Source organism: Streptomyces sp. NPDC007875 (assembly GCF_042868035.1).
GTDB classification, from domain to species: domain Bacteria; phylum Actinomycetota; class Actinomycetes; order Streptomycetales; family Streptomycetaceae; genus Streptomyces; species Streptomyces antimycoticus.
Window position 1 is genome coordinate 68,797 of record NZ_JBIADZ010000034.1, and the last position, 20,994, is coordinate 89,790.

Sequence of the window (20,994 nt, forward strand, 5' to 3'; positions counted from 1 at the left end):
GGCACCTTGCTGCCCTTCGCGCCCCTTCGCGAGTGCCGGAGTTACGCCCCCCATAGACTGCAGGTGTCCAGTGCCCGGCGTGACCGGCACGCCGTTACCGAGGCTTGGGGAGACCCCGCGTGAGCGAGACCGCACCCACCGAGAGCGCGTCCTTTGGGATCTCGGAGCGCAGCGCCGATGTGATCGTCGTCGGCGCCGGACCGGCCGGCTCCACCACCGCGTACCACCTCGCCAAGGCGGGGCTGGATGTGCTGCTGCTGGAGAAGACGGCCTTTCCGCGCGAGAAGGTGTGCGGTGACGGCCTGACCCCGCGCGCCACCAAGCAGCTCGTCGCCATGGGGATCGACATCTCCGAGGAGGCGGGCTGGCTGCGCAACCGGGGCCTGCGGATCATCGGCGGCGGGGTGCGGCTGCAGCTCGACTGGCCGGATCTGGCCGCGTACCCCAACTACGGCCTGGTCCGTAAGCGCGACGACTTCGACGAGCAGCTGGCGCGGCAGGCGCAGAAGGCCGGGGCCCGGCTGTACGAGCGCTGCAATGTGGGCGCCCCGATCACCGACGACCGCACCGGCCGGATCACCGGGGTCCACGCGAAGCTGGGCGAGGAGAAGACGCCCGTCACCTTCCACGCTCCCCTGGTGGTCGCCGCCGACGGCAACTCCACCCGGCTCTCGCTCGCCATGGGGCTGCACCGGCGCGAGGACCGTCCGATGGGCGTGGCGGTGCGGACGTACTTCACCTCGCCCCGCCATGACGACGACTACCTGGAGTCCTGGCTGGAGTTGTGGGACCGGCGCGGTGCGCAGGACCGGCTGCTGCCCGGCTACGGCTGGATCTTCGGCATGGGCGACGGCACGAGCAATGTGGGCCTGGGCGTCCTCAACACCTCGTCCTCCTTCAAGGAGCTCGACTGGCGCGAGATCCTCAAGGCGTGGTGCGCCTCGATGCCGGAGGACTGGGGCTACACCCCGGAGAACATGACCGGCCCGATCCGCGGCGCCGCCCTCCCGATGGCCTTCAACCGGCAGCCGCACTACACCCGCGGGCTGCTGCTCGTCGGTGACGCGGGCGGCATGGTCAACCCGTTCAACGGCGAGGGCATCGCCTATGCGATGGAATCCGGGCAGATCGCCGCGGACGTGATCGTGCAGGCCCATGCCCGCGCCACCGCCCCCCAGCGCGAACTGGCCCTCCAGCGCTACCCGAAGGTCCTCAAGGACACCTACGGCGGCTATTACACGCTGGGCCGGGCGTTCGTGAAACTGATCGGCAATCCGAAGGTCATGAAGCTGGCGGCGCAGCGCGGGCTGACGCATCCGATGCTGATGCGGTTCACCCTGAAGCTGCTGGCGAATCTGACGGATCCGACGGGCGGCGACGCGATGGACCGCATCATCAACGGCCTCACCAAGGTGACTCCGCGAGCCTGACGGCTCGTCCGGACGCCCCGGTCGCATGCCCGTGTCCGGACGCCCTCGCCGCGTGCACGCCCGGCGGTCCGGCCGCTATGCCCCGGGGCCGCCGCTCGCGATGACGCCGAACGGCGCCCGGACCACATCCGCCAGCCAGGCCATCCGGCCGATCCCCTCGGCCGATATGGCCGGCATCAGCACCGAACCGCCCAGGTCCTGTCCCTTGACCACCACCGCGTCGCAGTCCGCCACCTCGAAGTACGGCAGCCACTGCGCCGGTGTCGAATGCCCCTCCTGGAGCTGGGCGACGCCGCCGAAGGAGCCCTCCCGGCCGGCGCCGGTGGTCATCAGCACCGTGTACGCCCCGCCGGGGAAGGACATCTCCTCGGCGTCCCAGCCGAAGACCTTGCGGTAGAAGGCCAGGTCCCTGGGGGGATCGGGGGAGTGCAGCTCGGTCCAGCACAGGGTGCCGGGGTCGTTGACCGCGTCCAGCCCCGCCGTCCTGCCGGGCTGCCAGATGGCGAAGCGGGCGCCACCGGGGTCGGTGAACTGGGCCATCCGCCCCTCCTCGAAGACGTCGAACGGAGCGAGCCGCACCGTGCCGCCCGACTGCTCGACGGTCCGCGCGGTCGCCTCGGCGTCAGGGGTGTGGAAATACGGCGTCCAGGCGGACCGTGCGCCCTCCTCGGTGAGCGGCCCGACGGCCGCGACGGTCTTGCGGCCCAGGGTGAAGAAGCCGTACCCGCCCGCTTCGGGGCCGGCCGACTCGAAGCGCCAGCCCATCAGGGAGCCGTAGAAGGCCACGGCCGCTTCGGTGTCGGGGGCGCCCAGATCGAGCCAGTTGGGGGCGCCGGGGACGTAATCGGTGGTGAGCATGGGCGCTCCTTCGACGGTCGAGCGCGAAGACACAGGGAGTTCTGCTCGCGATTGCCTCGTTCTGTCCGGGATTGCCTCGTTACTCAGTCTGGCACCGGGCACCGACAGCCGCCGCCGGGCTCGACATGACGTCGCCGTGGGGCGGTGGTGACAATGAAGGCAGGGGCGCCGTGCGCGCCAGCCGCGGTGACGCCGGATCGATTGGGCTCACAGGGCAGGTTCCACCGCCGGTGGGCCTGGCAGGAGGTACACCATGACGAAGGCAGCGGACATCATGCACCCGGGCGCGCAGTGGGTTCCGGAGAACGAGACGGTGCTGCGCGCCGCCCAGCTGATGCGGGACCTGGACGTGGGGGCCCTGCCGGTCAGCGACAGCAACGAGCGGCTGTGCGGCATCGTGACCGACCGCGACATCGTCGTCGGATGTGTCGCGGAGGGCGCCGACCCGTCCGGGACGCCCGTCGGGGCGCTCACCAAGGGCACTCCGCGCTGGATTTCCGCGGACGCCGATGTCACGGACGTCCTGCGGGAGATGGAGGAGCACAAGATCCGCAGGCTGCCGGTGATCGACCAGAACAAGCGGCTGGTCGGAATGATCTCCGAGGCGGATCTGGCCCATCACCTCAGTGACGACCTTCTCGGCGAGTTCCTGGAGAAGGTCTACGCGCAGTAGGCGCGTGATGGGGGCGTGAGGCCGCCGTCCGCGGTGGGAACGGCGGCCCCAGGCCCTTATATGTCGGGAGGTGCGCCTTACAGGACGCGCACGGCCCCGGTGGGCATGTCGTAGTCCAGCGGGCGCTCGACGATCCCGGTGCTCGAGTTCTGGGCGCCGATGAAGTTGCCGTCGCCGACGTAGACGCCGACGTGGTACGCGCTGCCGGCGCTGCCCCAGTAGAGCAGGTCGCCCGGCTGCAGGGAGTCCAGCGAGACCGGGGTGCCGGTGGTGGACTGGTCCTGGGAGACCCGCGGCAGGCTCACGCCGACCTGCTTGAAGGCGGCCTGGGTCAGCCCGGAGCAGTCGTAGGAGGACGGACCGCTGGAGCCGAGCACATACGCCTTGCCCAGCTGCGCCTTCAGGAAGCTGATCAGCGTGGCTGCGTTGCCGGTGGCGTTGCTGACGCTGGTGGTGGACAGCGTGGTGCGCTCGGCGGAGCGCGACGCCTTCGCCGCCTGGGCCTTGGCCTCGGCCGCACGCTTGGCGGCCGCCTTACGGGCCGCCTCCCGGGCTTCCTTCGCCTTACGGTCGGCCTCCGCCTTGGCCTTCTTGGCGGCGATCTTCGCGTGGGCGGCCGCCTGCTCCTGCTGGGCCTGGAGCTCGTAGTCGGATGCGGCCTGCTGTGTGGCGTCCGCGGTCTGGGCGGCCGTGCTCGCCAGCGTGGCGCTGACGGTCGGCATTTCCAGGGTGGACTCGGCCGGGGCGGCGTTGGACTCCGCGGCGGAGGCGGGCACGGCGGCACCGGCCACCGCGAGGGTGAGGAAGCCACCGGTCATCCCTGCGCGGAGTGCACGCGTGGACGCGGCACGGCGGGGCTTCCGGTGGCTGGGTATGTGTGCGACTGGGGACATAGGTCCTTGGCTACCAGGGCCCTAAGGCCCAGATCAACAAAAGTGGGGTGCGCCACATTTGACGTGCACACGCCCAAAAATCGGGCCAAACGATCTTCGTGACCCCGTCGGCAGTCATGCCCGAATTTCTCGATCATGTCTCTACGCACGGCATTTGGCGGCCATGCGATGTCTGCGGGCGATCTACCACTGATGCGGCCCGCGTACAAAGGGTTCCCGGGAAATCTAGATCCACAACCGGTCCGGGCGTGGGATACCTCACTCGCTCCGAGCCGCTCGTGAACGCGTGCGCGAACCGGTGATCAATCGGCGATGGGTCCGTGATCGATCGACGCCCGGGGCGAGGGTCGCTCATGAGTGATGGCGGACGCTTATCAGGTGACGAAGGCCACTGCAAATTTGCATGTATGTACCATGTCTTGGTAGGAGCGCAACGCGCTCACCTGTGATGACGTCTCCGAATGTCACTTCTCGTGGTCGTTCGGATGCTTCACGTACAAGATCACCGCTCATCCGACTTCATGATCCTTCGTCAGGTGGTGGAGATCACAAAGACGTTGTCGTACCCCGTGTCGCAGATCACAGACCGACGGGCATAGGATGCAGGCGAAACGGGCTTGTGAACTGCCTCACATGTGCGCGATCTTCGTGGGGTGACCGGCATGTCCGTGCGGTCCGCCAAGCAGTCATCGTCGACTGAAGGGAGCGAGGACGGTGAACGCATACGCGCCCATCCTCGTACTGGGAGCCCTCGGGGCAGGTTTTGCGATCTTCTCGGTGCTCATGGCCGCGATCATCGGCCCCAAGCGCTACAACCGGGCCAAGCTCGAGGCCTATGAGTGCGGCATCGAGCCGACTCCGCATCCGTCCGGCGGTGGGCGCTTCCCCATCAAGTACTACCTGACGGCGATGCTCTTCATCGTCTTCGACATCGAGATCGTCTTCCTCTACCCCTGGGCCGTCACCTTCGACGCCCTCGGCCTGTTCGGGCTCGTGGAGATGCTCCTCTTCGTGCTCACCGTCTTCGTGGCCTACGCCTACGTATGGCGGCGCGGCGGCCTGGAGTGGGACTAAAGGGGCTCAAGAGGAGATAGGGGAAACATCGCATGGGTATCGAAGAGAAGCTCCCGAGTGGGTTCCTGCTCACCACCGTGGAACAGGCCGCCGGGCTGGCCCGTAAGTCCTCCGTCTTCCCGGCCACCTTCGGGCTGGCCTGCTGCGCCATCGAAATGATGACCACGGGTGCCGGGCGCTACGACCTCGCGCGCTTCGGCATGGAGGTCTTCCGCGGCTCGCCCCGCCAGGCCGATCTGATGATCGTCGCCGGGCGTGTCAGCCAGAAGATGGCCCCGGTGCTGCGGCAGGTCTACGACCAGATGCCGAACCCGAAGTGGGTCATCTCCATGGGCGTCTGCGCCTCCTCCGGAGGGATGTTCAACAACTACGCGATCGTGCAGGGCGTCGATCACATCGTCCCGGTCGACATCTATCTGCCCGGCTGTCCGCCGCGCCCCGAGATGCTCATGGACTCGATCCTCAAGCTGCACCAGAAGATCCGCGAGGAGAAGCTCGGCGTCAATCGCGAGCGTGCGGCCCGTGAGGCGGAGGAGGCGGCGCTCAAGGCGTTGCCGTTGATCGAGATGAAGGGGCTTCTGCGTTGACTGAGGCTAATGGGGTCAATCCCGGGGGCAACGGGGTCAACCCGGACAAGGACCTCAACGCTGAGAACCTCCCCGGCCGCCGTGGCGACCAGGGCGAGCCCATCCGCGTCCAGCGCGGGATGTTCGGCGCCAACAACGGCGGCGACACCACCGGCTATGGCGGGCTGGTGCGCCCCGTACGGCTGCCCGGCCAGGCCACCCGGCCGTACGGGGGCTGGTTCGACGAGGTCGCCGACGAACTCGAAGGCGCTCTCGAGGAGCAGTCGCTGCTCCCGGAGAACGCGATCGAGAAGACCGTCGTGGACCGCGGTGAGCTGACCTTCCACATCGCCCGCGAGCACCTCCCGCGGGTCGCCCGGACCCTGCGCGACGACCCGGCGCTCCGCTTCGAGCTGTGCACGGGCGTCAGCGGGGTGCACTTCCCCGGCGACAAGGGCCGTGAGCTGCACGCCGTCTACCACCTGCGGTCGCTCACCCATGGCCGGGTGGTCCGGCTGGAGGTGAGCGCCCCCGACAGCGATCCGCACATCCCGTCGATCGTCGATGTCTATCCGACCAACGACTGGCATGAGCGCGAGACCTACGACTTCTTCGGCCTGATCTTCGACGGGCATCCCGCGCTGACGCGGATCATGATGCCCGACGACTGGCAGGGCTTCCCGCAACGCAAGGACTACCCGCTCGGCGGCATCCCCGTCGAGTACAAGGGCGCCCAGATCCCTGCTCCGGACCAGCGGAGGTCGTACAGCTGATGACTGCCCCCCACGCAACGCCAACGCCTTCCGCCTCCGCGCGCGAGACCACCGAAGGCACCGTCTACACCGTCACCGGCGGCGACTGGGACGAGGTCGTGGCCGCCGCGGCGAAGGCCGACGACGAGCGGATCATCGTCAACATGGGTCCCCAGCACCCCTCCACCCATGGGGTGCTCCGGCTGATCCTGGAGATCGACGGCGAGACGGTCACCGAGGCCCGATGCGGAATCGGTTATCTGCACACCGGAATCGAGAAGAACCTCGAATTCCGGAACTGGACGCAGGGCACCACCTTCGTGACGCGCATGGACTATCTGACGCCCTTCTACAACGAGGCGGCGTACTGCCTGGGCGTCGAGAAGCTGCTCGGCATCGAGGACCAGATCCCGGACCGGGCCTCGGTGATCCGGGTGCTGCTGATGGAGCTCAACCGGCTCTCCTCGCATCTGGTGGCCATCGCCACCGGCGGTATGGAGCTCGGCGCGACCACCATCATGATCTACGGCTTCCGCGACCGCGAGCTGATCCTGGACATCTTCGAGCTGGTCACCGGCCTGCGGATGAACCACGCGTACATCCGGCCGGGCGGGCTCGCCCAGGACCTGCCGCCGGGGGCGGTCGATCAGATCCGGGCCCTGCTGAAGACGATGCGCAAGAACCTGCCCGAGTACGACAAGCTTGCCACCGGGAACCCGATCTTCAAGGCCCGGCTGCAGGACGTGGGCTATCTCGACCTCGCCGGGTGCATGGCGCTCGGCGTGACCGGCCCGATACTGCGTGCCACCGGGCTGCCGCACGATCTGCGCAAGTCCGATCCGTACTGCGGCTACGAGACCTACGACTTCGAGGTGCCGACCGCCGACACCTGCGATGCCTACGGCCGCTTCCTGATCCGGCTGGAGGAGATGCGCCAGTCGCTGCGGATCGTCGAGCAGTGCCTGGAGCGGCTGGAGCCGGGTCCGGTGATGGTCGAGGACAAGAAGATCGCCTGGCCCGCGCAGCTCGCGCTCGGCCCGGACGGCCTCGGTAACTCCCTGGACCACATCAAGAACATCATGGGCACCTCCATGGAAGCCCTGATCCACCACTTCAAGCTGGTGACCGAGGGATTCCGGGTGCCGCCCGGACAGACGTACGCGGCGATCGAGTCGCCCAAGGGGGAACTGGGCGCCCACATGGTCAGCGACGGCGGCACCCGCCCGTTCCGCGTCCACTTCCGCGACCCGTCCTTCACCAATCTGCAGGCCGTGGCGGCGATGTGCGAAGGCGGCCAGGTCGCCGATGTGATCGTCGCTGTCGCGTCCATCGACCCTGTGATGGGAGGGGTGGACCGGTGACCGACGCACGCGTGACTGGTGCCTGCGCGCAGCGCAGCCGCTTGAGGGCGGTGGCGGGGGACGGGCGGGACGCCGGGCCGCAGCTGACGACGATGGCCGCACCTCTGCGCCGCGCGGGCGGAGAAGGGAACGATGAGGCACAGTGAGTGATGTTCAGCTGGGGATGCCGGAGCTGCCGGCCCCCGACTACCCCGCCGAGGTACGTGCCCGGCTCGAGGCGGACGCCCGGGAGGTGATCGCCCGCTACCCGGACAGCCGCAGCGCGCTGCTGCCGCTGCTGCATCTGGTGCAGTCCGAGGAGGGCCATGTCACCCGCACCGGCATGCGGTTCTGTGCCGAGATGCTGGGGCTGACCACCGCCGAGGTCACCGCCGTCGCCACCTTCTACACGATGTACCGGCGCAAGCCCTCCGGCGACTACCAGGTGGGGGTGTGCACCAACACCCTGTGCGCGGTGATGGGCGGCGACGCGATCTTCGAGGAGCTGCAGAGCCACCTCGGCGTGGGCAACGGGGAGACCACCGAGGACGGCAAGGTCACCCTGGAGCACATCGAGTGCAACGCGGCCTGCGACTACGCCCCCGTGGTGATGGTCAACTGGGAGTTCTTCGACAACCAGACCGTCGAGTCCGCCAAGGGGCTGGTCGACGATCTGCGGGCGGGCCGGACCGTCGAGCCGACCCGGGGTGCGCCGCTGTGCACGTACAAGGAGACCGCCCGGATCCTGGCCGGCTTCCCCGACGCCCGTCCGGGCGCCGTCGAGGCAGGCGGCTCCGCGGGGCCCGCCTCGCTGGTGGGGCTGCGGCTGGCCAAGGGGGAGGCCGCGCCCGGCCGGGTCGTCGCGCCGAGGTCCGCGGACGCCCCGCAGGACGAGGCGCCGCCGACGCATCCCAGCTCGCATGACGCGCCGCAGCGGACCTCCGCCTCCGATCCGCACCACCCCGCAGGTCCGGTCGCCGAGGAGGGGGAGTGATGACCGTGACAACCGAGATCAATGGGCACAGCCCCGAGAAGCTGCTGGCACCCGTGCTCTCCGCCTTCTGGGACCAGCCGAACTCCTGGGCCCTGCGCACCTATCTGCGGCACGAGGGCTACGAGGGCATGCGCAAGGCCCTCGCCATGGACCCCGACGCGGTGATCGCGCTGGTGAAGGACGCGGGTCTGCGCGGACGCGGCGGCGCCGGTTTCCCCACCGGAATGAAGTGGCAGTTCATTCCGCAGGGCGACGGCAAGCCGCACTATCTCGTCGTCAACGCCGATGAGTCGGAACCGGGCACCTGCAAGGACATCCCCCTTCTCTACGCCAATCCGCACTCGCTCATCGAGGGCATGGTCATCGCCTGTCATGCCATCCGCTCCGAGCACGCCTTCATCTATCTGCGCGGCGAGACCGTCCCCGTGCTGCGGCGGCTGCACGAGGCCGTCCGCGAGGCGTACGAGGCGGGCTACCTCGGCACGGCGGAACGACGGCGGGACAAGCTCGGGGTGGACGGACTTCCCGGCCTCGACATCACCGTGCACGCGGGCGCCGGCGCGTACATCTGTGGTGAGGAGACCGCGCTACTGGACTCGTTGGAGGGACGCCGCGGTCAGCCCCGGCTGCGGCCCCCCTTCCCCGCGGTCGCCGGTCTGTACGCGTGCCCCACTGTGGTGAACAACGTCGAATCCATCGCCTCTGTTCCCGCGATCCTCAACAAGGGCAAGGAATGGTTCCGTTCCATGGGCAGCGAGAAGTCCCCGGGCTTCACGCTCTACTCGCTGTCCGGCCATGTGGCCAACCCCGGACAGTTCGAGGGCCCGCTCGGAATCACCCTGCGCCAGCTGCTCGACATGAGCGGCGGGATGCGCCCCGGCCACCGGCTGAAGTTCTGGACCCCGGGCGGCTCGTCCACCCCGCTGCTCACCGAGGAGCACCTGGACGTCCCGCTGGACTACGAGGGCGTGGGCGCGGCCGGGTCGATGCTGGGCACCAAGGCGCTCCAGTGCTTCGACGAGACCACCTGCGTGGTGCGGGCCGTGACCCGCTGGACCGAGTTCTACGCGCATGAGTCCTGCGGCAAGTGCACACCCTGCCGCGAGGGCACGTACTGGCTGGTGCAGCTGTTGCGCGACCTGGAGGCCGGCAAGGGGCGCATGGACGACCTCGACAAGCTGGCCGACATCGCCGACAACATCAACGGCAAGTCCTTCTGCGCCCTCGGCGACGGCGCGGCCAGCCCCATCTTCTCCTCGCTGAAGTACTTCCGCGAGGAGTACGAGCAGCACATCACCGGCGGAGGCTGCCCGTTCGACCCGGCCAAGTCGACCGTCTGGGCCGACGAGCCGCGCTCCACTCACCTGGGGGTGAACGCATGACCGTGACCACCAACGCACCCTCGTCGGGCGGGGAGGCGGCGGTGCCGCGAGAGGATCTGGTCTCCGTCACCATCGACGGGATCGAGATCTCCGTCCCCAAGGGGACGCTGGTCATCCGTGCCGCCGAACTGCTCGGCATCGAGATCCCGCGGTTCTGCGACCATCCGCTCCTCGACCCGGCCGGCGCCTGCCGCCAGTGCATCGTCGAGGTGGAGGGCCAGCGCAAGCCGATGGCCTCCTGCACCATCACCTGCACCGACGGGATGGTCGTCAAGACACAGCTCACCTCGCCGGTGGCCGAGAAGGCACAGCGCGGGGTCATGGAGCTGCTGCTGATCAACCACCCGCTGGACTGCCCGGTCTGCGACAAGGGCGGTGAATGCCCGTTGCAGAACCAGGCGATGAGCGCCGGACAGGCCGACAGCCGCTTCGAGGGCCGGAAGCGCACCTTCGCCAAGCCGGTGCCGATCTCGGCCCAGGTGCTGCTGGACCGCGAGCGCTGCGTGCTGTGCGCGCGCTGCACCCGCTTCTCCAACCAGGTCGCCGGCGACCCGATGATCGAGCTGCTGGAGCGGGGCGCGCTGCAGCAGGTGGGCACCGGCGAGGGCGACCCGTTCGAGTCGTACTTCTCCGGCAACACCATCCAGATCTGCCCGGTGGGCGCCCTGACCTCGGCGGCGTACCGCTTCCGCTCCCGCCCCTTCGACCTGGTCTCCTCGCCCAGCGTGTGCGAGCACTGCGCGGGCGGCTGTGCGACCCGCACCGACCACCGGCGCGGCAAGGTCATGCGGCGGCTGGCGGCGGACGACCCCGAGGTCAACGAGGAGTGGATCTGCGACAAGGGCCGCTTCGGCTTCCGCTATGCGCAGTTGCCCGAGCGGCTCACCACCCCGCTGGTGCGCGACCGCGAGACGGGGAAGCTGGAGCCGGCGAGCTGGCCCGAGGCGCTGGACGCGGCGGCCGAGGGGCTCGGGATGGCGCGCGGCCGCACCGGCGTGCTCACCGGCGGCCGGCTGACCGTCGAGGACGCGTACGCCTACGCGAAGTTCGCGCGGCTCGCCCTGGACACCAACGACATCGACTTCCGGGCCCGTACGCACAGCGATGAGGAGGCCGACTTCCTGGCCACCCATATCGCGGGCCGGGGCCGTGACCTGGACGGCGGCGGGCTCACCTACGCCACGCTGGAGAAGGCCCCGGCCGTCCTGCTGGTCGGTTTCGAGTCCGAGGAGGAGTCGCCCGGCGTCTTCCTGCGGCTGCGCAAGGCGCACCGCAAGCACGGACAGCGCACCTTCTCGCTGGCCACCCACGCCACCCGGGGCCTGCAGAAGGCGGGCGGCCTCCTGCTGCCGGCCGCCCCCGGCACCGAGCCGGAGTGGCTGGACGCCATCGCGGGCCGCACCGGTCTGGACGAGAGCGGGGAGCGGGCCGCCGAGGCGCTGCGCGAAGAGGGCGCGGTGATCATCGTGGGCGAGCGGCTGGCATCCGTGGCCGGCGGGCTGACCGCCGCCGTACGCGCCGCCGCCGCCACCGGGGCCACGCTCGCCTGGATCCCGCGGCGGGCGGGGGAGCGGGGCGCGATCGAGGCGGGCGCCCTTCCCGGGCTGCTGCCCGGCGGCCGCCCGGCCCATGACCCGCGGGCCCGTGAGGAGGTCTCCTCCGTCTGGGGCACCACCGACCTTCCGCACCAGGTGGGCCGGGACACCGGCCAGATCATCGAGGCCGCGGCGGTCGGCGGGCTCGGCGCGCTGCTCATCGCGGGCGTCGAGGTCGCCGATCTGCCCGATCCGGCGCGGGCGCTGGAGGCCCTGGACGCGGTGGACTTCGTGGTCAGCCTGGAGCAGCGGCCCTCGGAGGTCACCGAGCTGGCCGATGTGGTGCTGCCGGTCGCGGCGGTCGTCGAGAAGTCCGGCACCTTCCTCAACTGGGAGGGGCGGGCCCGGCCGTTCGAGGCGGCGCTCAAACCCGATCAGATGACCCGCCGTCATACGCTGTCGGACGCCCGGGTGCTGCACATGCTGGCGGACGCCCTGGACGCGCCCCTGGACCTGCCGGACGTCGAGGCCGTACGCGCCGAGATGACCCGGCTCGGCACCTGGCAGGGCCCGCGCGCCACCGCCTCGCTGGAGACGGGCGGTCCGCTGCCCCGGCCGGCCGAGGGCGAGGCGGTGCTCGCCGGCCATCGGCTGCTGCTCGACCAGGGCCGGCTGCAGGAGGGCGATCCGGCGCTGGCCGGGACCCGCCACGCGGCCGTGGCCCGGCTGTCGGCCGCCACGGCGGGCGAGGTGGGCGTCGAGGACGGTCAGATCCTGCGCGTCAGCGGCCCGGCCGGCTCGGTCCAACTGCCGCTGAGCATCACCCCGATGCCCGACCGGGTGGTCTGGCTGCCGCTGGCCTCCGTCGGCGGCGGTGTCCACCGCGATCTAGGAGCCCGTCCCGGTGATGTCGTCACGATCACTGCCCCCGCGACGGAGGTGACCCAGTGAGGTATCTCGCCGCAGAGGACCTGTCGATGTTCGGCACCGACCCGTGGTGGCTGGTCCTGATCAAGGCCGTCTTCTGCTTCGCGTTCCTGATGGTGACGGTGCTGATCTCCATCGTCATGGAGCGCAAGGTGGTCGGCTGGATGCAGCTGCGCATCGGGCCCAACCGGCACGGCCCCTGGGGCATGCTGCAGTCCCTCGCGGACGGCGTGAAGCTGATGCTCAAGGAGGACGTGGTCGTCAAGGGCGCGGACAAGGTGGTCTACGTCCTGGCGCCGGTCGTCGCGGCCATCCCCGCTTTCATGGCGGTCGCGGTGATGCCGTTCGGCCCTTCGGGCGGCGAGGTCTCGATCTTCGGCCATCGCACCACGATGCAGCTGACCGATCTGCCGATCGCCGTCCTCTACATCCTCGCCACCGCCTCGGTCGGCATCTACGGCATCGTGCTCGCGGGCTGGTCCTCCGGATCGACGTACCCGCTCCTGGGCGGCCTGCGCTCCTGCGCCCAGATGATCAGCTACGAGATCGCGATGGGGCTCTCCTTCGCGGCGGTCTTCCTCTACTCCGGGTCGATGTCGACGTCGCAGATCGTCGAAGGGCAGCACGACCGCTGGTACGCGGTGCTGCTGCCGGTCTCGTTCCTCATCTACATCGTCTCGATGATCGGTGAGACCAACCGGGCGCCGTTCGACATGCCGGAGTCCGAGGGCGACCTGGTCGGCGGCTTCAACACCGAGTACTCGTCGATCAAGTTCGCGATGTTCATGCTCGCCGAGTACATCAACATGGTCACCGTCTCGATGGTCGCCGTCACCCTCTTCCTCGGCGGCTGGCGGGCGCCCTGGCCGATCAGCACCTTCTGGGAAGGCGCCAACCACGGCTGGTGGCCGATGCTGTGGTTCGTCGGCAAGGTCGTCACCTCGCTGTTCGTCTTCATCTGGGTGCGCGGCACGCTCCCGCGCGTGCGCTACGACCAGTTCATGAAGCTGGGCTGGAAGGTGCTCATCCCGATCTCGATGGTCTGGCTGATGCTGGTCGCCACCGTCCGGGCGCTGCGCAACGAGAACTACGACTACCAGGACATCGTGCTGTACGTGGGCAGTGCGGTGATCGCGCTGCTGCTGCTGTCCTTCGTGGTCGACTTCTTCCGCGACCGTTCGGCCACCCAGGCCGAGGCCGGAGCGGAACAGGGACCGGAGCCCGCCTTCGATCCGATGGCGGGAGGTTTCCCGGTGCCGCCGCTGCCCGGCCAGACCTTGCCGCCCGTCCCCCGCCGACGTCCGCGCACCGAGCGCGAGTTGATTGTCAGTGGTGGCCCCGACACTGCCAGTGACGGAAAGGAGGCCGACGGTGTCTGACTTCCAGAATCCGGTGGCCGGCTTCGGCGTGACCTTCAAGGCCATGTTCAAGAAGCGGCTCACCGAGCAGTACCCAGAGGAGAAGAAGCCCACCGCGCCCCGCTTCCACGGACGCCACCAGCTCAACCGGCATCCGGACGGGCTGGAGAAGTGCATCGGCTGCGAGCTGTGCGCCTGGGCCTGCCCCGCCGACGCGATCTATGTGGAGGGCGCGGACAACACCGACGAGGAGCGCTACTCCCCGGGTGAGCGCTACGGCCGCGTCTACCAGATCAACTATCTGCGCTGCATCTTGTGCGGCCTGTGCGTCGAGGCGTGCCCCACCCGGGCGCTGACCATGACCAATGAGTACGAGCTCGCCGACCGCAGCCGCACCTCGCTCATCTACACCAAGGAAGAGCTGCTCGCGGGCCTCGAGGACGGGATGGTCGACTCCCCGCACGCCATCTACCCCGGCACCGACGAGCAGGACTACTACCGGGGCCTGGTGACCGAGGCCGCGCCCGGCACCTCCCGGCAGGTCGCGGTCAGCAAGGGCGAGACCCCGTCCGACCAGGCCGCGGGGAACGAGGAGTCGCAGGAGCGGCAGCAGGGGGTGCAGGCATGAGCGGCACTCTGGCCGCTGCGGCCTCCACCACCTCCACGGGTGAGGCCCTCCAGTTCTGGGTGCTCGGCACCGTCGCCGTGATCGGCGCGCTGTGCACGATCCTGATGCGCAAGGCCGTGCACAGCGCCCTGTGCCTGGCGGGCACCATGATCGTCCTGGCGGTCTTCTACCTCGCCAACGGCGCGTACTTCCTGGGCGTCGTCCAGATCGTCGTCTACACCGGCGCGATCATGATGCTCTTCCTCTTCGTGGTGATGCTGGTCGGTGTCACCGCGGCCGACTCCCTCAAGGAGACCCTGAAGGGGCAGCGCTGGCTCGCCGCCCTGTGCGGGCTCGGCTTCGGCATCCTGCTGTGCGCCGGGATCGGCAATGCCTCGCTGAAGACGTGGAACGGCCTGGGTCAGGCCAACTCCGGTGGCAATGTGGAGGGCCTGGCGGCACTGATCTTCACCAAGTACGTCTTCGCCTTCGAGATCACCGGCGCGCTGCTGATCACCGCGGCGGTCGGCGCGATGGTGCTGACCCACCGCGAGCGCACCGAGCGGGCCCGCACCCAGCGCGAGCAGGCCGAGGCGCGGGTGCGCACCGGGCGGAACGTGCCGCCGCTGCCCGCCCCCGGCGTGTACGCGCGGCACAACGCGGTGGACATCCCGGGTCTGCTGCCCGACGGCACCCCGTCCGAGCTCACGGTCAACGCGACGCTGCGCGGCCGCGGTCAGATCCGGGACGTCTCCAGCGAGGCGCTGGCCGAGCTGGCGGCGCTGGAGCAGCGCTCGCAGCGCTGGCTGGGCCGTAAGGCCAAGGACACCGGCAAGAAGGCCGAGGACGCCGCCGAGCCGGAGCACGGCGAGAACGGTGAGAACGCGGCCGGCGCGAACTCGAGGGGAGTCGCCAAGTGAATCCGGTCAACTACCTCTACCTGGCCGCCCTGTTGTTCACCATTGGTGCGGCCGGCGTCGTGATCAGGCGGAACGCGATCGTCCTCTTCATGTGCGTCGAGCTGATGCTGAACGCGTGCAACCTGGCGTTCGTCACCTTCTCCCGGCTGCACGGCAATCTCGACGGCCAGATCATCGCCTTCTTCACGATGGTCGTGGCCGCGGCGGAAGTCGTGGTCGGTCTCGCGATCATCGTGTCCGTCTTCCGCTCCCGCCACTCGGCCTCGGTCGACGACGCCAGCCTGATGAAGCTCTAGAAGGGGTCGCGTTCAAGTGGAGAACCTCATCGGATTGCTTGTCGCGGCGCCGCTCCTCGGCGCTGCCCTGCTGCTGTGCGGGGGGCGGCGGCTGGACGGCAAGGGCCACTACATCGGCACGGTGCTCGCCGCCGCCTCCTTCGTGATCGGCGCCGTGCTCTTCGCCGAGATGCTCGGCCGCGGCGAGCACGACCGGGCCCTGCACAGCAAGGTCTTCAGCTGGATCCCGGTGGGCGGCTTCCGGGCGGACGTCGCCTTCCAGCTCGACCAGCTGTCCATGACCTTCGTCCTGCTGATCACCGGTGTGGGCACGCTGATCCACATCTATTCGATCGGCTATATGGAGCACGACGAGCGCCGCCGCCGCTTCTTCGGCTATCTCAACCTCTTCCTCGCGGCCATGCTGTTGCTCGTCCTCGCCGACAACTACCTGCTGCTGTACGTCGGCTGGGAGGGTGTCGGCCTCGCCTCGTACCTGCTGATCGGCTTCTGGCAGCACAAGCCCAGCGCGGCGACGGCGGCGAAGAAGGCGTTCATCGTCAACCGCGTCGGCGATGTGGGCCTGTCGATCGCGATCATGCTGATGTTCACGACCTTCGGGACCTTCACCTTCGCCCCGGTGCTGACGAACGCGGACCACGCGAGCGAGGGCAAGCTCACCGCGATCGGGCTGATGCTGCTGCTCGCCGCCTGCGGTAAGTCGGCCCAGGTGCCCCTGCAGTCCTGGCTCGGGGACGCGATGGAGGGCCCGACCCCGGTCTCGGCCCTCATCCACGCGGCGACCATGGTGACCGCGGGCGTGTATCTGATCACCCGCTCCGGCGCGATCTTCGACAACGCCCCGGACGCCCAGACCGCGGTGGTCACCGTCGGCGCGGTCACGCTCCTCTTCGGTGCGATCGTCGGTTGCGCCAAGGACGACATCAAGAAGGCCCTGGCCGGGTCCACTATGTCGCAGATCGGCTACATGATCCTGGCCGCCGGGCTCGGCCCGATCGGCTATGTCTTCGCGATCATGCACCTGGTGACCCACGGCTTCTTCAAGGCGGGGCTCTTCCTCGGGGCCGGATCGGTCATGCACGCGATGAACGACGAGGTCGACATGCGCAAGTACGGCGGCCTGCGCAAGTACATGCCGATCACCTTCGTCACCTTCGGGCTCGGCTATCTCGCGATCATCGGCTTCCCGGGGCTCTCCGGCTTCTGGTCCAAGGACAAGATCATCGAGGCGGCCTTCGCCAAGGGCGGCACCGAGGGCTGGATCCTCGGCGGCGCGGCCCTGCTGGGCGCGGCCATCACCGCGTACTACATGACGCGGGTGATGCTGCTGACCTTCTTCGGCGAGAAGCGCTGGGTGCCCGATGAGGCCGGCCATGAGCCGCATCCGCACGAGTCGCCCTCGTCCATGACCATCCCCATGATGGTCCTGGCCGTGGGATCGGTCTTCGCGGGTGGGCTGTTCAGCCTCAACGACTCGTTCCTGAAGTGGCTGGAGCCGGTCACCGGCCACAGCCACGGCGACTCCCCGCTCAGCGCCGCGGCGGTCACCGGCGGGACGATGGTGGTGCTGGTGATCGGTGTCGCGCTCGCCTGGGCGCAGTACGGACGCCGGTCGGTGCCGCGCACCGCCCCCCGCGGCTCCCTGCTCACCCGGGCCGCCCGGCGCGATCTGCTGCAGGACGACTTCAACCATGTCGCGCTCGTCAAACCCGGCCAGTACCTGACCCGCGGTCTGGTGTATGTCGACCACAAGCTGGTCGACGGGGTGGTCAACGGCACCGCGGCCGGGGTCGGTGGACTCTCCGGCCGGCTGCGGAAGCTGCAGAACGGCTACGCCCGTACGTACGCGGTCTCGATGTTCGGCGGTACGGCGGTGCTCATCGCCGCGACCCTGCTGATGAGGGCGGTCTGAGTCATGTCATTTCCCCTGCTGACGGCCACGGCCGTGGTGCCCGCGCTCGGCGCGGTCGTCACCGCCGCCGTGCCCGCCGCCCAGCGCGCCGCCGCCAAGTGGGTGGCGCTGGGCTTCTCCCTGCTCACGCTCGCCCTCGCCGCGGTCGTGCTGGTCCGCTTCGATCCCGGCGGCGCCCGCTTCCAGCTCACCGAATCCCATGCCTGGATCAAGGACTTCGGCGTCCGCTACGAACTGGGTGTGGACGGGATCGCGGTCGCGCTGATCGCGCTCACCGCGGTGCTCATCCCCTTCATCATCCTGGCGGGCTGGCATGACGCCGATCCGCTGGAAGGCGCCCGGCCCAACAGCCGCTGGCGGCCGACCCAGGGCTTCTTCGCGCTGATCCTGATGGTCGAGGCGATGGTGGTGATCTCCTTCGAGGCCACCGACGTCTTCCTCTTCTACATCTTCTTCGAGGCCATGCTGATCCCGATGTACTTCCTCATCGGGGGCTTCGGGGACCGGGCCGGGGGCCGCTCCGAGGAGGAGACGGCCACTCAGCGCTCCTACGCCGCGGTGAAGTTCCTGCTCTACAACCTGGCGGGCGGGCTGATCATGCTGGCCGCGGTGGTCGGTCTGTACGCGGTCACCGCCGATCAGCTCGGCACCGGCACCTTCTCGCTGCAGGAGATCGTCCAGGCGCGGGCGGGCGGCCGGCTGGACATGGCGTCCAGCACCGAGCGGCTGCTGTTCCTCGGCTTCTTCTTCGCCTTCGCGGTGAAGGCGCCGCTGTGGCCGCTGCACACCTGGCTGCCCAACGCGATGGGGGAGTCCACCGCCCCGGTCGCCGTGCTGATCACCGCGGTCGTCGACAAGGTCGGCACCTTCGCGATGCTCCGCTTCTGCCTCCAGCTCTTCCCGGAGGCCAGCAAGTGGGCCACCCCGGCGATCATGATCCTGGCGCTCATCAGCATCATCTACGGGGCGCTGCTGGCGATCGGCCAGCGGGACATCAAGCGGCTGATCGCCTACGCCTCGATCTCCCACTTCGGCTTCATCATCCTGGGCATCTTCGCGATGACCACCCAGGGCCAGGGCGGCGCCACGCTCTACATGGTCAACCACGGCGTCTCCACGGCCGCGCTGATGCTGGTGGCCGGGTTCCTGATCACCCGGCGCGGTTCGCGGCTCATCGAGGACTACGGCGGTGTGCAGAAGGTCGCCCCGGTGCTCGCCGGCACCTTCCTGATCGGCGGGCTCGCCACTCTCTCGCTGCCCGGACTCGCGCCGTTCATCAGCGAATTCCTGGTCCTGGTCGGCACGTTCAGCCGCTACCCGGTGTTCGGCGTGATCGCGACCGTCGGAATAGTGCTGGCGGCGCTGTACGTCCTGATCCTCTACCAACGCACCATGACCGGTCCGGTGAAGGCCGAGGTGCGCTCCATGCCCGATCTGCGGGTGCGTGAGCTGGTCGTCGTGGCCCCGCTCATCGCCCTGCTGATCTTCCTCGGCGTCTACCCGAAGCCGCTGGCCGACATCGTCAACCCGGCGGTCGACCACACGATGTCCGTGGTGGACAAGAAGGATCCCAGGCCCGATCACCCCGTCACCGACGCGGGCTGGTTCAACTACAGCCCGAAGTCCGACGGTGCTTCCCACGACGGTGCTTCCGGAGGTGCCAAGTGACCCACGCGGCCACTGTCCACAGCCTGTGGACAACAGCGGCGGCGGCGCCCGACAAGATCCCGTCGCCCGATATCGAGTACGGCCAGCTGTCGCCCACGCTGATCGTGCTCGGCGCCGCGATCGTCGGCGTCCTGATCGAGGCGCTCCTGCCGCGCCGCCAGCGGTACGTCGCGCAGGTGTTCGTCTCCGTGGTCGCCCTGGCCGCGGCCTTCGCCGCCGTCATCGGCCTCGCCGCCGGGGACTACGGCACCAGCAAGGCCCACGTCGCGGCCATGGGCGCGATCGCGGTCGACGGACCGGCGCTCTTCCTGCAGGGGACCATTCTCCTGGTGGCCCTGGTGGCGGTGTTCACCTTCGCCGAGCGGCGGCTGGATCCGCTGGTGCACGGCAACCGCGTCGACTCCTTCGCGGCGCAGGCCGCCGCCGTGCCCGGCGGCGACGCGGAAAAGGCCGCCGTCAAGGCGGGCTTCACCACCACCGAGGTCTTTCCGCTGGTCCTCTTCGCGGTCGGCGGCATGCTGGTCTTCCCGTCCGCCAACGATCTGCTGACGCTCTTCGTGGCGCTGGAGGTCTTCTCCCTGCCGCTGTACGTGCTGTGCGCGCTCGCCCGGCGCCATCGCGCGCTGTCGCAGGAGGCCGCCGTCAAGTACTTCCTGCTGGGCGCGTTCTCCTCGGCGTTCCTGCTCTTCGGCATCGCCCTGCTGTACGGCTACGCGGGCACGGTCACCTACTCCGGGATCGCGGACGTCGTCGACGGCCAGGTCAGGAACGTCACCCCGGCGCTCGCCGGAACCATGGGAAATGACGCGCTGCTGCTGATCGGCGGGGCGATGGTGCTGATGGGGCTGCTGTTCAAGATCGGCGCCGTGCCGTTCCACATGTGGACCCCGGATGTGTACCAGGGCGCCCCCACTCCCGTGACCGGCTTCATGGCGGCGGCCACCAAGGTCGCGGCCTTCGGCGCGCTGCTGCGGCTGCTGTATGTCGTGCTGCCGGGGCTGCGCTGGGACTGGCGGCCGGTGATGTGGGGCGTCGCCATCGTCACCATGCTGGGCGGTGCGATCGTGGCCGTCACCCAGACCGATGTGAAGCGGCTGCTGGCGTACTCGTCGATCGCCCACGCCGGGTTCATCCTGGCCGGTGTCATCGCCACCACGCCCGACGGCGTCTCCTCCGTCCTCTTCTACCTCGCCGCGTACTCCTTCGTGACCCTCGGCGCCTTCGCGGTGGTCACCCTGGTGCGGGACGCGGGCGGCGAGGCCACCCACCTGTCCAAGTGGGCCGGGCTCGGCCGCCGTTCGCCCCTGGTGGCCGCCGTCTTCGCGGTCTTCCTGCTGGCCTTCGCCGGTATCCCGCTGACCAGCGGCTTCGCCGGGAAGTTCGCGGTCTTCAAGGCGGCGGCCGACGGCGGGGCAGGCGCGCTGGTCGTGATCGGTGTGATCTCCTCGGCGATCGCCGCGTTCTTCTACATCCGGGTGATCGTGCTGATGTTCTTCAGCGAGCCGCGCACGGACGGCCCGTCCGTGGCCGTGCCCAGCCCGCTGACCTCGTCGGCCATCGCGATCGGCGTAGCGGTCACGCTGGTCCTGGGCGTCGCCCCGCAGTACTTCCTGGACCTGGCGAGCCAGGCGGGGGTCTTCGTCCGGTAGCCCACCCCCATCCCGAACCCCGGCCGGGGGGGGGGGGGGGGGGGGGGGGGGGGGGGGGGGGGGGGGGGGGCGCCCCCCCCCCCCCCCCCCCCACGCCGCCCCCACGGCTCCCCTCGGGCCGTCGGGACGGCGAACCGGGGCCGCGCCTAGCGGTGGTGGT

At 69.4% G+C, this 20,994-nt stretch carries 18 protein-coding genes; 16 read left to right on the top strand and 2 right to left on the bottom strand.

Annotated features, from left to right (window positions below; translation table 11 throughout):
• The first annotated feature begins 119 nt into the window (after positions 1 to 119).
• The gene (locus ACFYOY_RS42240) at positions 120 to 1,430 is read left to right on the top strand and encodes a geranylgeranyl reductase family protein (protein WP_351900871.1); all 1,311 of its coding nucleotides are present in this window, start codon (positions 120 to 122) and stop codon (positions 1,428 to 1,430) included.
• Positions 1,431 to 1,505: 75 nt separating this feature from the next.
• On the opposite strand, the gene ACFYOY_RS42245 is transcribed toward ACFYOY_RS42240, so the two are convergent.
• A complete protein-coding gene (locus tag ACFYOY_RS42245) occupies positions 1,506 to 2,288 on the bottom strand; it encodes a VOC family protein (RefSeq protein ID WP_351900869.1) in 783 nt (260 codons plus the stop codon).
• Between the two features lie 253 nt (positions 2,289 to 2,541).
• On the opposite strand from ACFYOY_RS42245, the gene ACFYOY_RS42250 reads away from it, so the two are divergent.
• Entirely contained in the window at positions 2,542 to 2,961 is a 420-nt protein-coding gene (locus ACFYOY_RS42250; RefSeq protein ID WP_351900867.1) for a CBS domain-containing protein, read from the top strand.
• 77 nt (positions 2,962 to 3,038) lie between these two features.
• Here the strand turns inward: ACFYOY_RS42250 and ACFYOY_RS42255 are convergent, their stop codons facing one another.
• Positions 3,039 to 3,854, bottom strand: a complete 816-nt coding sequence (locus ACFYOY_RS42255) for a C40 family peptidase (protein WP_137966888.1) — start codon at positions 3,852 to 3,854, stop codon at positions 3,039 to 3,041.
• Positions 3,855 to 4,568: 714 nt separating this feature from the next.
• Between ACFYOY_RS42255 and ACFYOY_RS42260 the strand changes: the two genes are divergently transcribed.
• The 14 genes from ACFYOY_RS42260 to nuoN all read left to right on the top strand — a co-directional run bounded on the left by ACFYOY_RS42260 (position 4,569) and on the right by nuoN (position 20,834).
• Positions 4,569 to 4,928, top strand: coding sequence for an NADH-quinone oxidoreductase subunit A (locus tag ACFYOY_RS42260; RefSeq protein WP_014054062.1), 360 nt, complete (start codon positions 4,569 to 4,571; stop codon positions 4,926 to 4,928).
• 32 nt (positions 4,929 to 4,960) lie between these two features.
• On the top strand, positions 4,961 to 5,515 hold the full coding sequence (locus tag ACFYOY_RS42265; RefSeq protein WP_059145049.1) for an NADH-quinone oxidoreductase subunit B family protein: 555 nt from the start codon (positions 4,961 to 4,963) through the stop codon (positions 5,513 to 5,515).
• Positions 5,512 to 6,267, top strand: a complete 756-nt coding sequence (locus ACFYOY_RS42270) for an NADH-quinone oxidoreductase subunit C (protein ID WP_351900864.1) — start codon at positions 5,512 to 5,514, stop codon at positions 6,265 to 6,267. Before ACFYOY_RS42265 ends, ACFYOY_RS42270 begins: the two co-directional genes overlap by 4 nt.
• Positions 6,267 to 7,607 carry an NADH-quinone oxidoreductase subunit D gene (locus ACFYOY_RS42275; protein WP_351900862.1) on the top strand — a complete coding sequence of 447 codons (1,341 nt, stop codon included), beginning with the start codon at positions 6,267 to 6,269 and terminating at the stop codon, positions 7,605 to 7,607. Before ACFYOY_RS42270 ends, ACFYOY_RS42275 begins: the two co-directional genes overlap by 1 nt.
• Before the next feature lie 163 nt (positions 7,608 to 7,770).
• Positions 7,771 to 8,580: an NADH-quinone oxidoreductase subunit NuoE gene (gene nuoE, locus ACFYOY_RS42280; RefSeq protein ID WP_351900983.1), complete on the top strand. Its 810-nt coding sequence runs from the start codon at positions 7,771 to 7,773 to the stop codon at positions 8,578 to 8,580.
• Positions 8,580 to 9,962, top strand: a complete 1,383-nt coding sequence (gene nuoF, locus ACFYOY_RS42285) for an NADH-quinone oxidoreductase subunit NuoF (RefSeq protein WP_059145045.1) — start codon at positions 8,580 to 8,582, stop codon at positions 9,960 to 9,962. Before nuoE ends, nuoF begins: the two co-directional genes overlap by 1 nt.
• Positions 9,959 to 12,448 (top strand): NADH-quinone oxidoreductase subunit G, encoded by a 2,490-nt coding sequence (locus ACFYOY_RS42290; RefSeq protein WP_388593103.1) that lies wholly within the window; start codon positions 9,959 to 9,961, stop codon positions 12,446 to 12,448. The genes nuoF and ACFYOY_RS42290 overlap by 4 nt, the downstream gene beginning before the upstream one ends.
• Positions 12,449 to 12,474: 26 nt before the next feature.
• On the top strand, positions 12,475 to 13,803 hold the full coding sequence (gene nuoH, locus ACFYOY_RS42295) for an NADH-quinone oxidoreductase subunit NuoH (RefSeq protein ID WP_351900981.1): 1,329 nt from the start codon (positions 12,475 to 12,477) through the stop codon (positions 13,801 to 13,803).
• Entirely contained in the window at positions 13,796 to 14,410 is a 615-nt protein-coding gene (gene nuoI, locus ACFYOY_RS42300) for an NADH-quinone oxidoreductase subunit NuoI (protein ID WP_351900858.1), read from the top strand. The genes nuoH and nuoI overlap by 8 nt, the downstream gene beginning before the upstream one ends.
• On the top strand, positions 14,407 to 15,309 hold the full coding sequence (locus tag ACFYOY_RS42305; protein ID WP_351900856.1) for an NADH-quinone oxidoreductase subunit J: 903 nt from the start codon (positions 14,407 to 14,409) through the stop codon (positions 15,307 to 15,309). The genes nuoI and ACFYOY_RS42305 overlap by 4 nt, the downstream gene beginning before the upstream one ends.
• The gene (nuoK, locus tag ACFYOY_RS42310; protein WP_014054072.1) at positions 15,306 to 15,605 is read left to right on the top strand and encodes an NADH-quinone oxidoreductase subunit NuoK; all 300 of its coding nucleotides are present in this window, start codon (positions 15,306 to 15,308) and stop codon (positions 15,603 to 15,605) included. Before ACFYOY_RS42305 ends, nuoK begins: the two co-directional genes overlap by 4 nt.
• 16 nt (positions 15,606 to 15,621) lie before the next feature.
• Positions 15,622 to 17,517: an NADH-quinone oxidoreductase subunit L gene (nuoL, locus tag ACFYOY_RS42315; RefSeq protein WP_351900853.1), complete on the top strand. Its 1,896-nt coding sequence runs from the start codon at positions 15,622 to 15,624 to the stop codon at positions 17,515 to 17,517.
• 3 nt (positions 17,518 to 17,520) lie between these two features.
• Positions 17,521 to 19,185: an NADH-quinone oxidoreductase subunit M gene (locus tag ACFYOY_RS42320; protein WP_351900851.1), complete on the top strand. Its 1,665-nt coding sequence runs from the start codon at positions 17,521 to 17,523 to the stop codon at positions 19,183 to 19,185.
• Positions 19,182 to 20,834: an NADH-quinone oxidoreductase subunit NuoN gene (nuoN, locus tag ACFYOY_RS42325; RefSeq protein WP_211124273.1), complete on the top strand. Its 1,653-nt coding sequence runs from the start codon at positions 19,182 to 19,184 to the stop codon at positions 20,832 to 20,834. The genes ACFYOY_RS42320 and nuoN overlap by 4 nt, the downstream gene beginning before the upstream one ends.
• Positions 20,835 to 20,994 lie beyond the last annotated feature (160 nt).

What these genes read in the sequence shown, in the direction of transcription:
- ACFYOY_RS42245 (WP_351900869.1), bottom strand. Translation starts at nt 2,288, where the DNA reads ATGCTCACCACCGATTACGTCCCCGGCGCCCCCAACTGGCTCGATCTG.
- ACFYOY_RS42250 (WP_351900867.1), top strand. Translation starts at nt 2,542, where the DNA reads ATGACGAAGGCAGCGGACATCATGCACCCGGGCGCGCAGTGGGTTCCG.
- ACFYOY_RS42255 (WP_137966888.1), bottom strand. Translation starts at nt 3,854, where the DNA reads ATGTCCCCAGTCGCACACATACCCAGCCACCGGAAGCCCCGCCGTGCC.
- ACFYOY_RS42265 (WP_059145049.1), top strand. Translation starts at nt 4,961, where the DNA reads ATGGGTATCGAAGAGAAGCTCCCGAGTGGGTTCCTGCTCACCACCGTG.
- ACFYOY_RS42275 (WP_351900862.1), top strand. Translation starts at nt 6,267, where the DNA reads ATGACTGCCCCCCACGCAACGCCAACGCCTTCCGCCTCCGCGCGCGAG.
- nuoE (WP_351900983.1), top strand. Translation starts at nt 7,771, where the DNA reads ATGCCGGAGCTGCCGGCCCCCGACTACCCCGCCGAGGTACGTGCCCGG.
- nuoF (WP_059145045.1), top strand. Translation starts at nt 8,580, where the DNA reads ATGACCGTGACAACCGAGATCAATGGGCACAGCCCCGAGAAGCTGCTG.
- ACFYOY_RS42290 (WP_388593103.1), top strand. Translation starts at nt 9,959, where the DNA reads ATGACCGTGACCACCAACGCACCCTCGTCGGGCGGGGAGGCGGCGGTG.
- nuoH (WP_351900981.1), top strand. Translation starts at nt 12,475, where the DNA reads ATGTTCGGCACCGACCCGTGGTGGCTGGTCCTGATCAAGGCCGTCTTC.
- ACFYOY_RS42305 (WP_351900856.1), top strand. Translation starts at nt 14,407, where the DNA reads ATGAGCGGCACTCTGGCCGCTGCGGCCTCCACCACCTCCACGGGTGAG.
- ACFYOY_RS42320 (WP_351900851.1), top strand. Translation starts at nt 17,521, where the DNA reads ATGTCATTTCCCCTGCTGACGGCCACGGCCGTGGTGCCCGCGCTCGGC.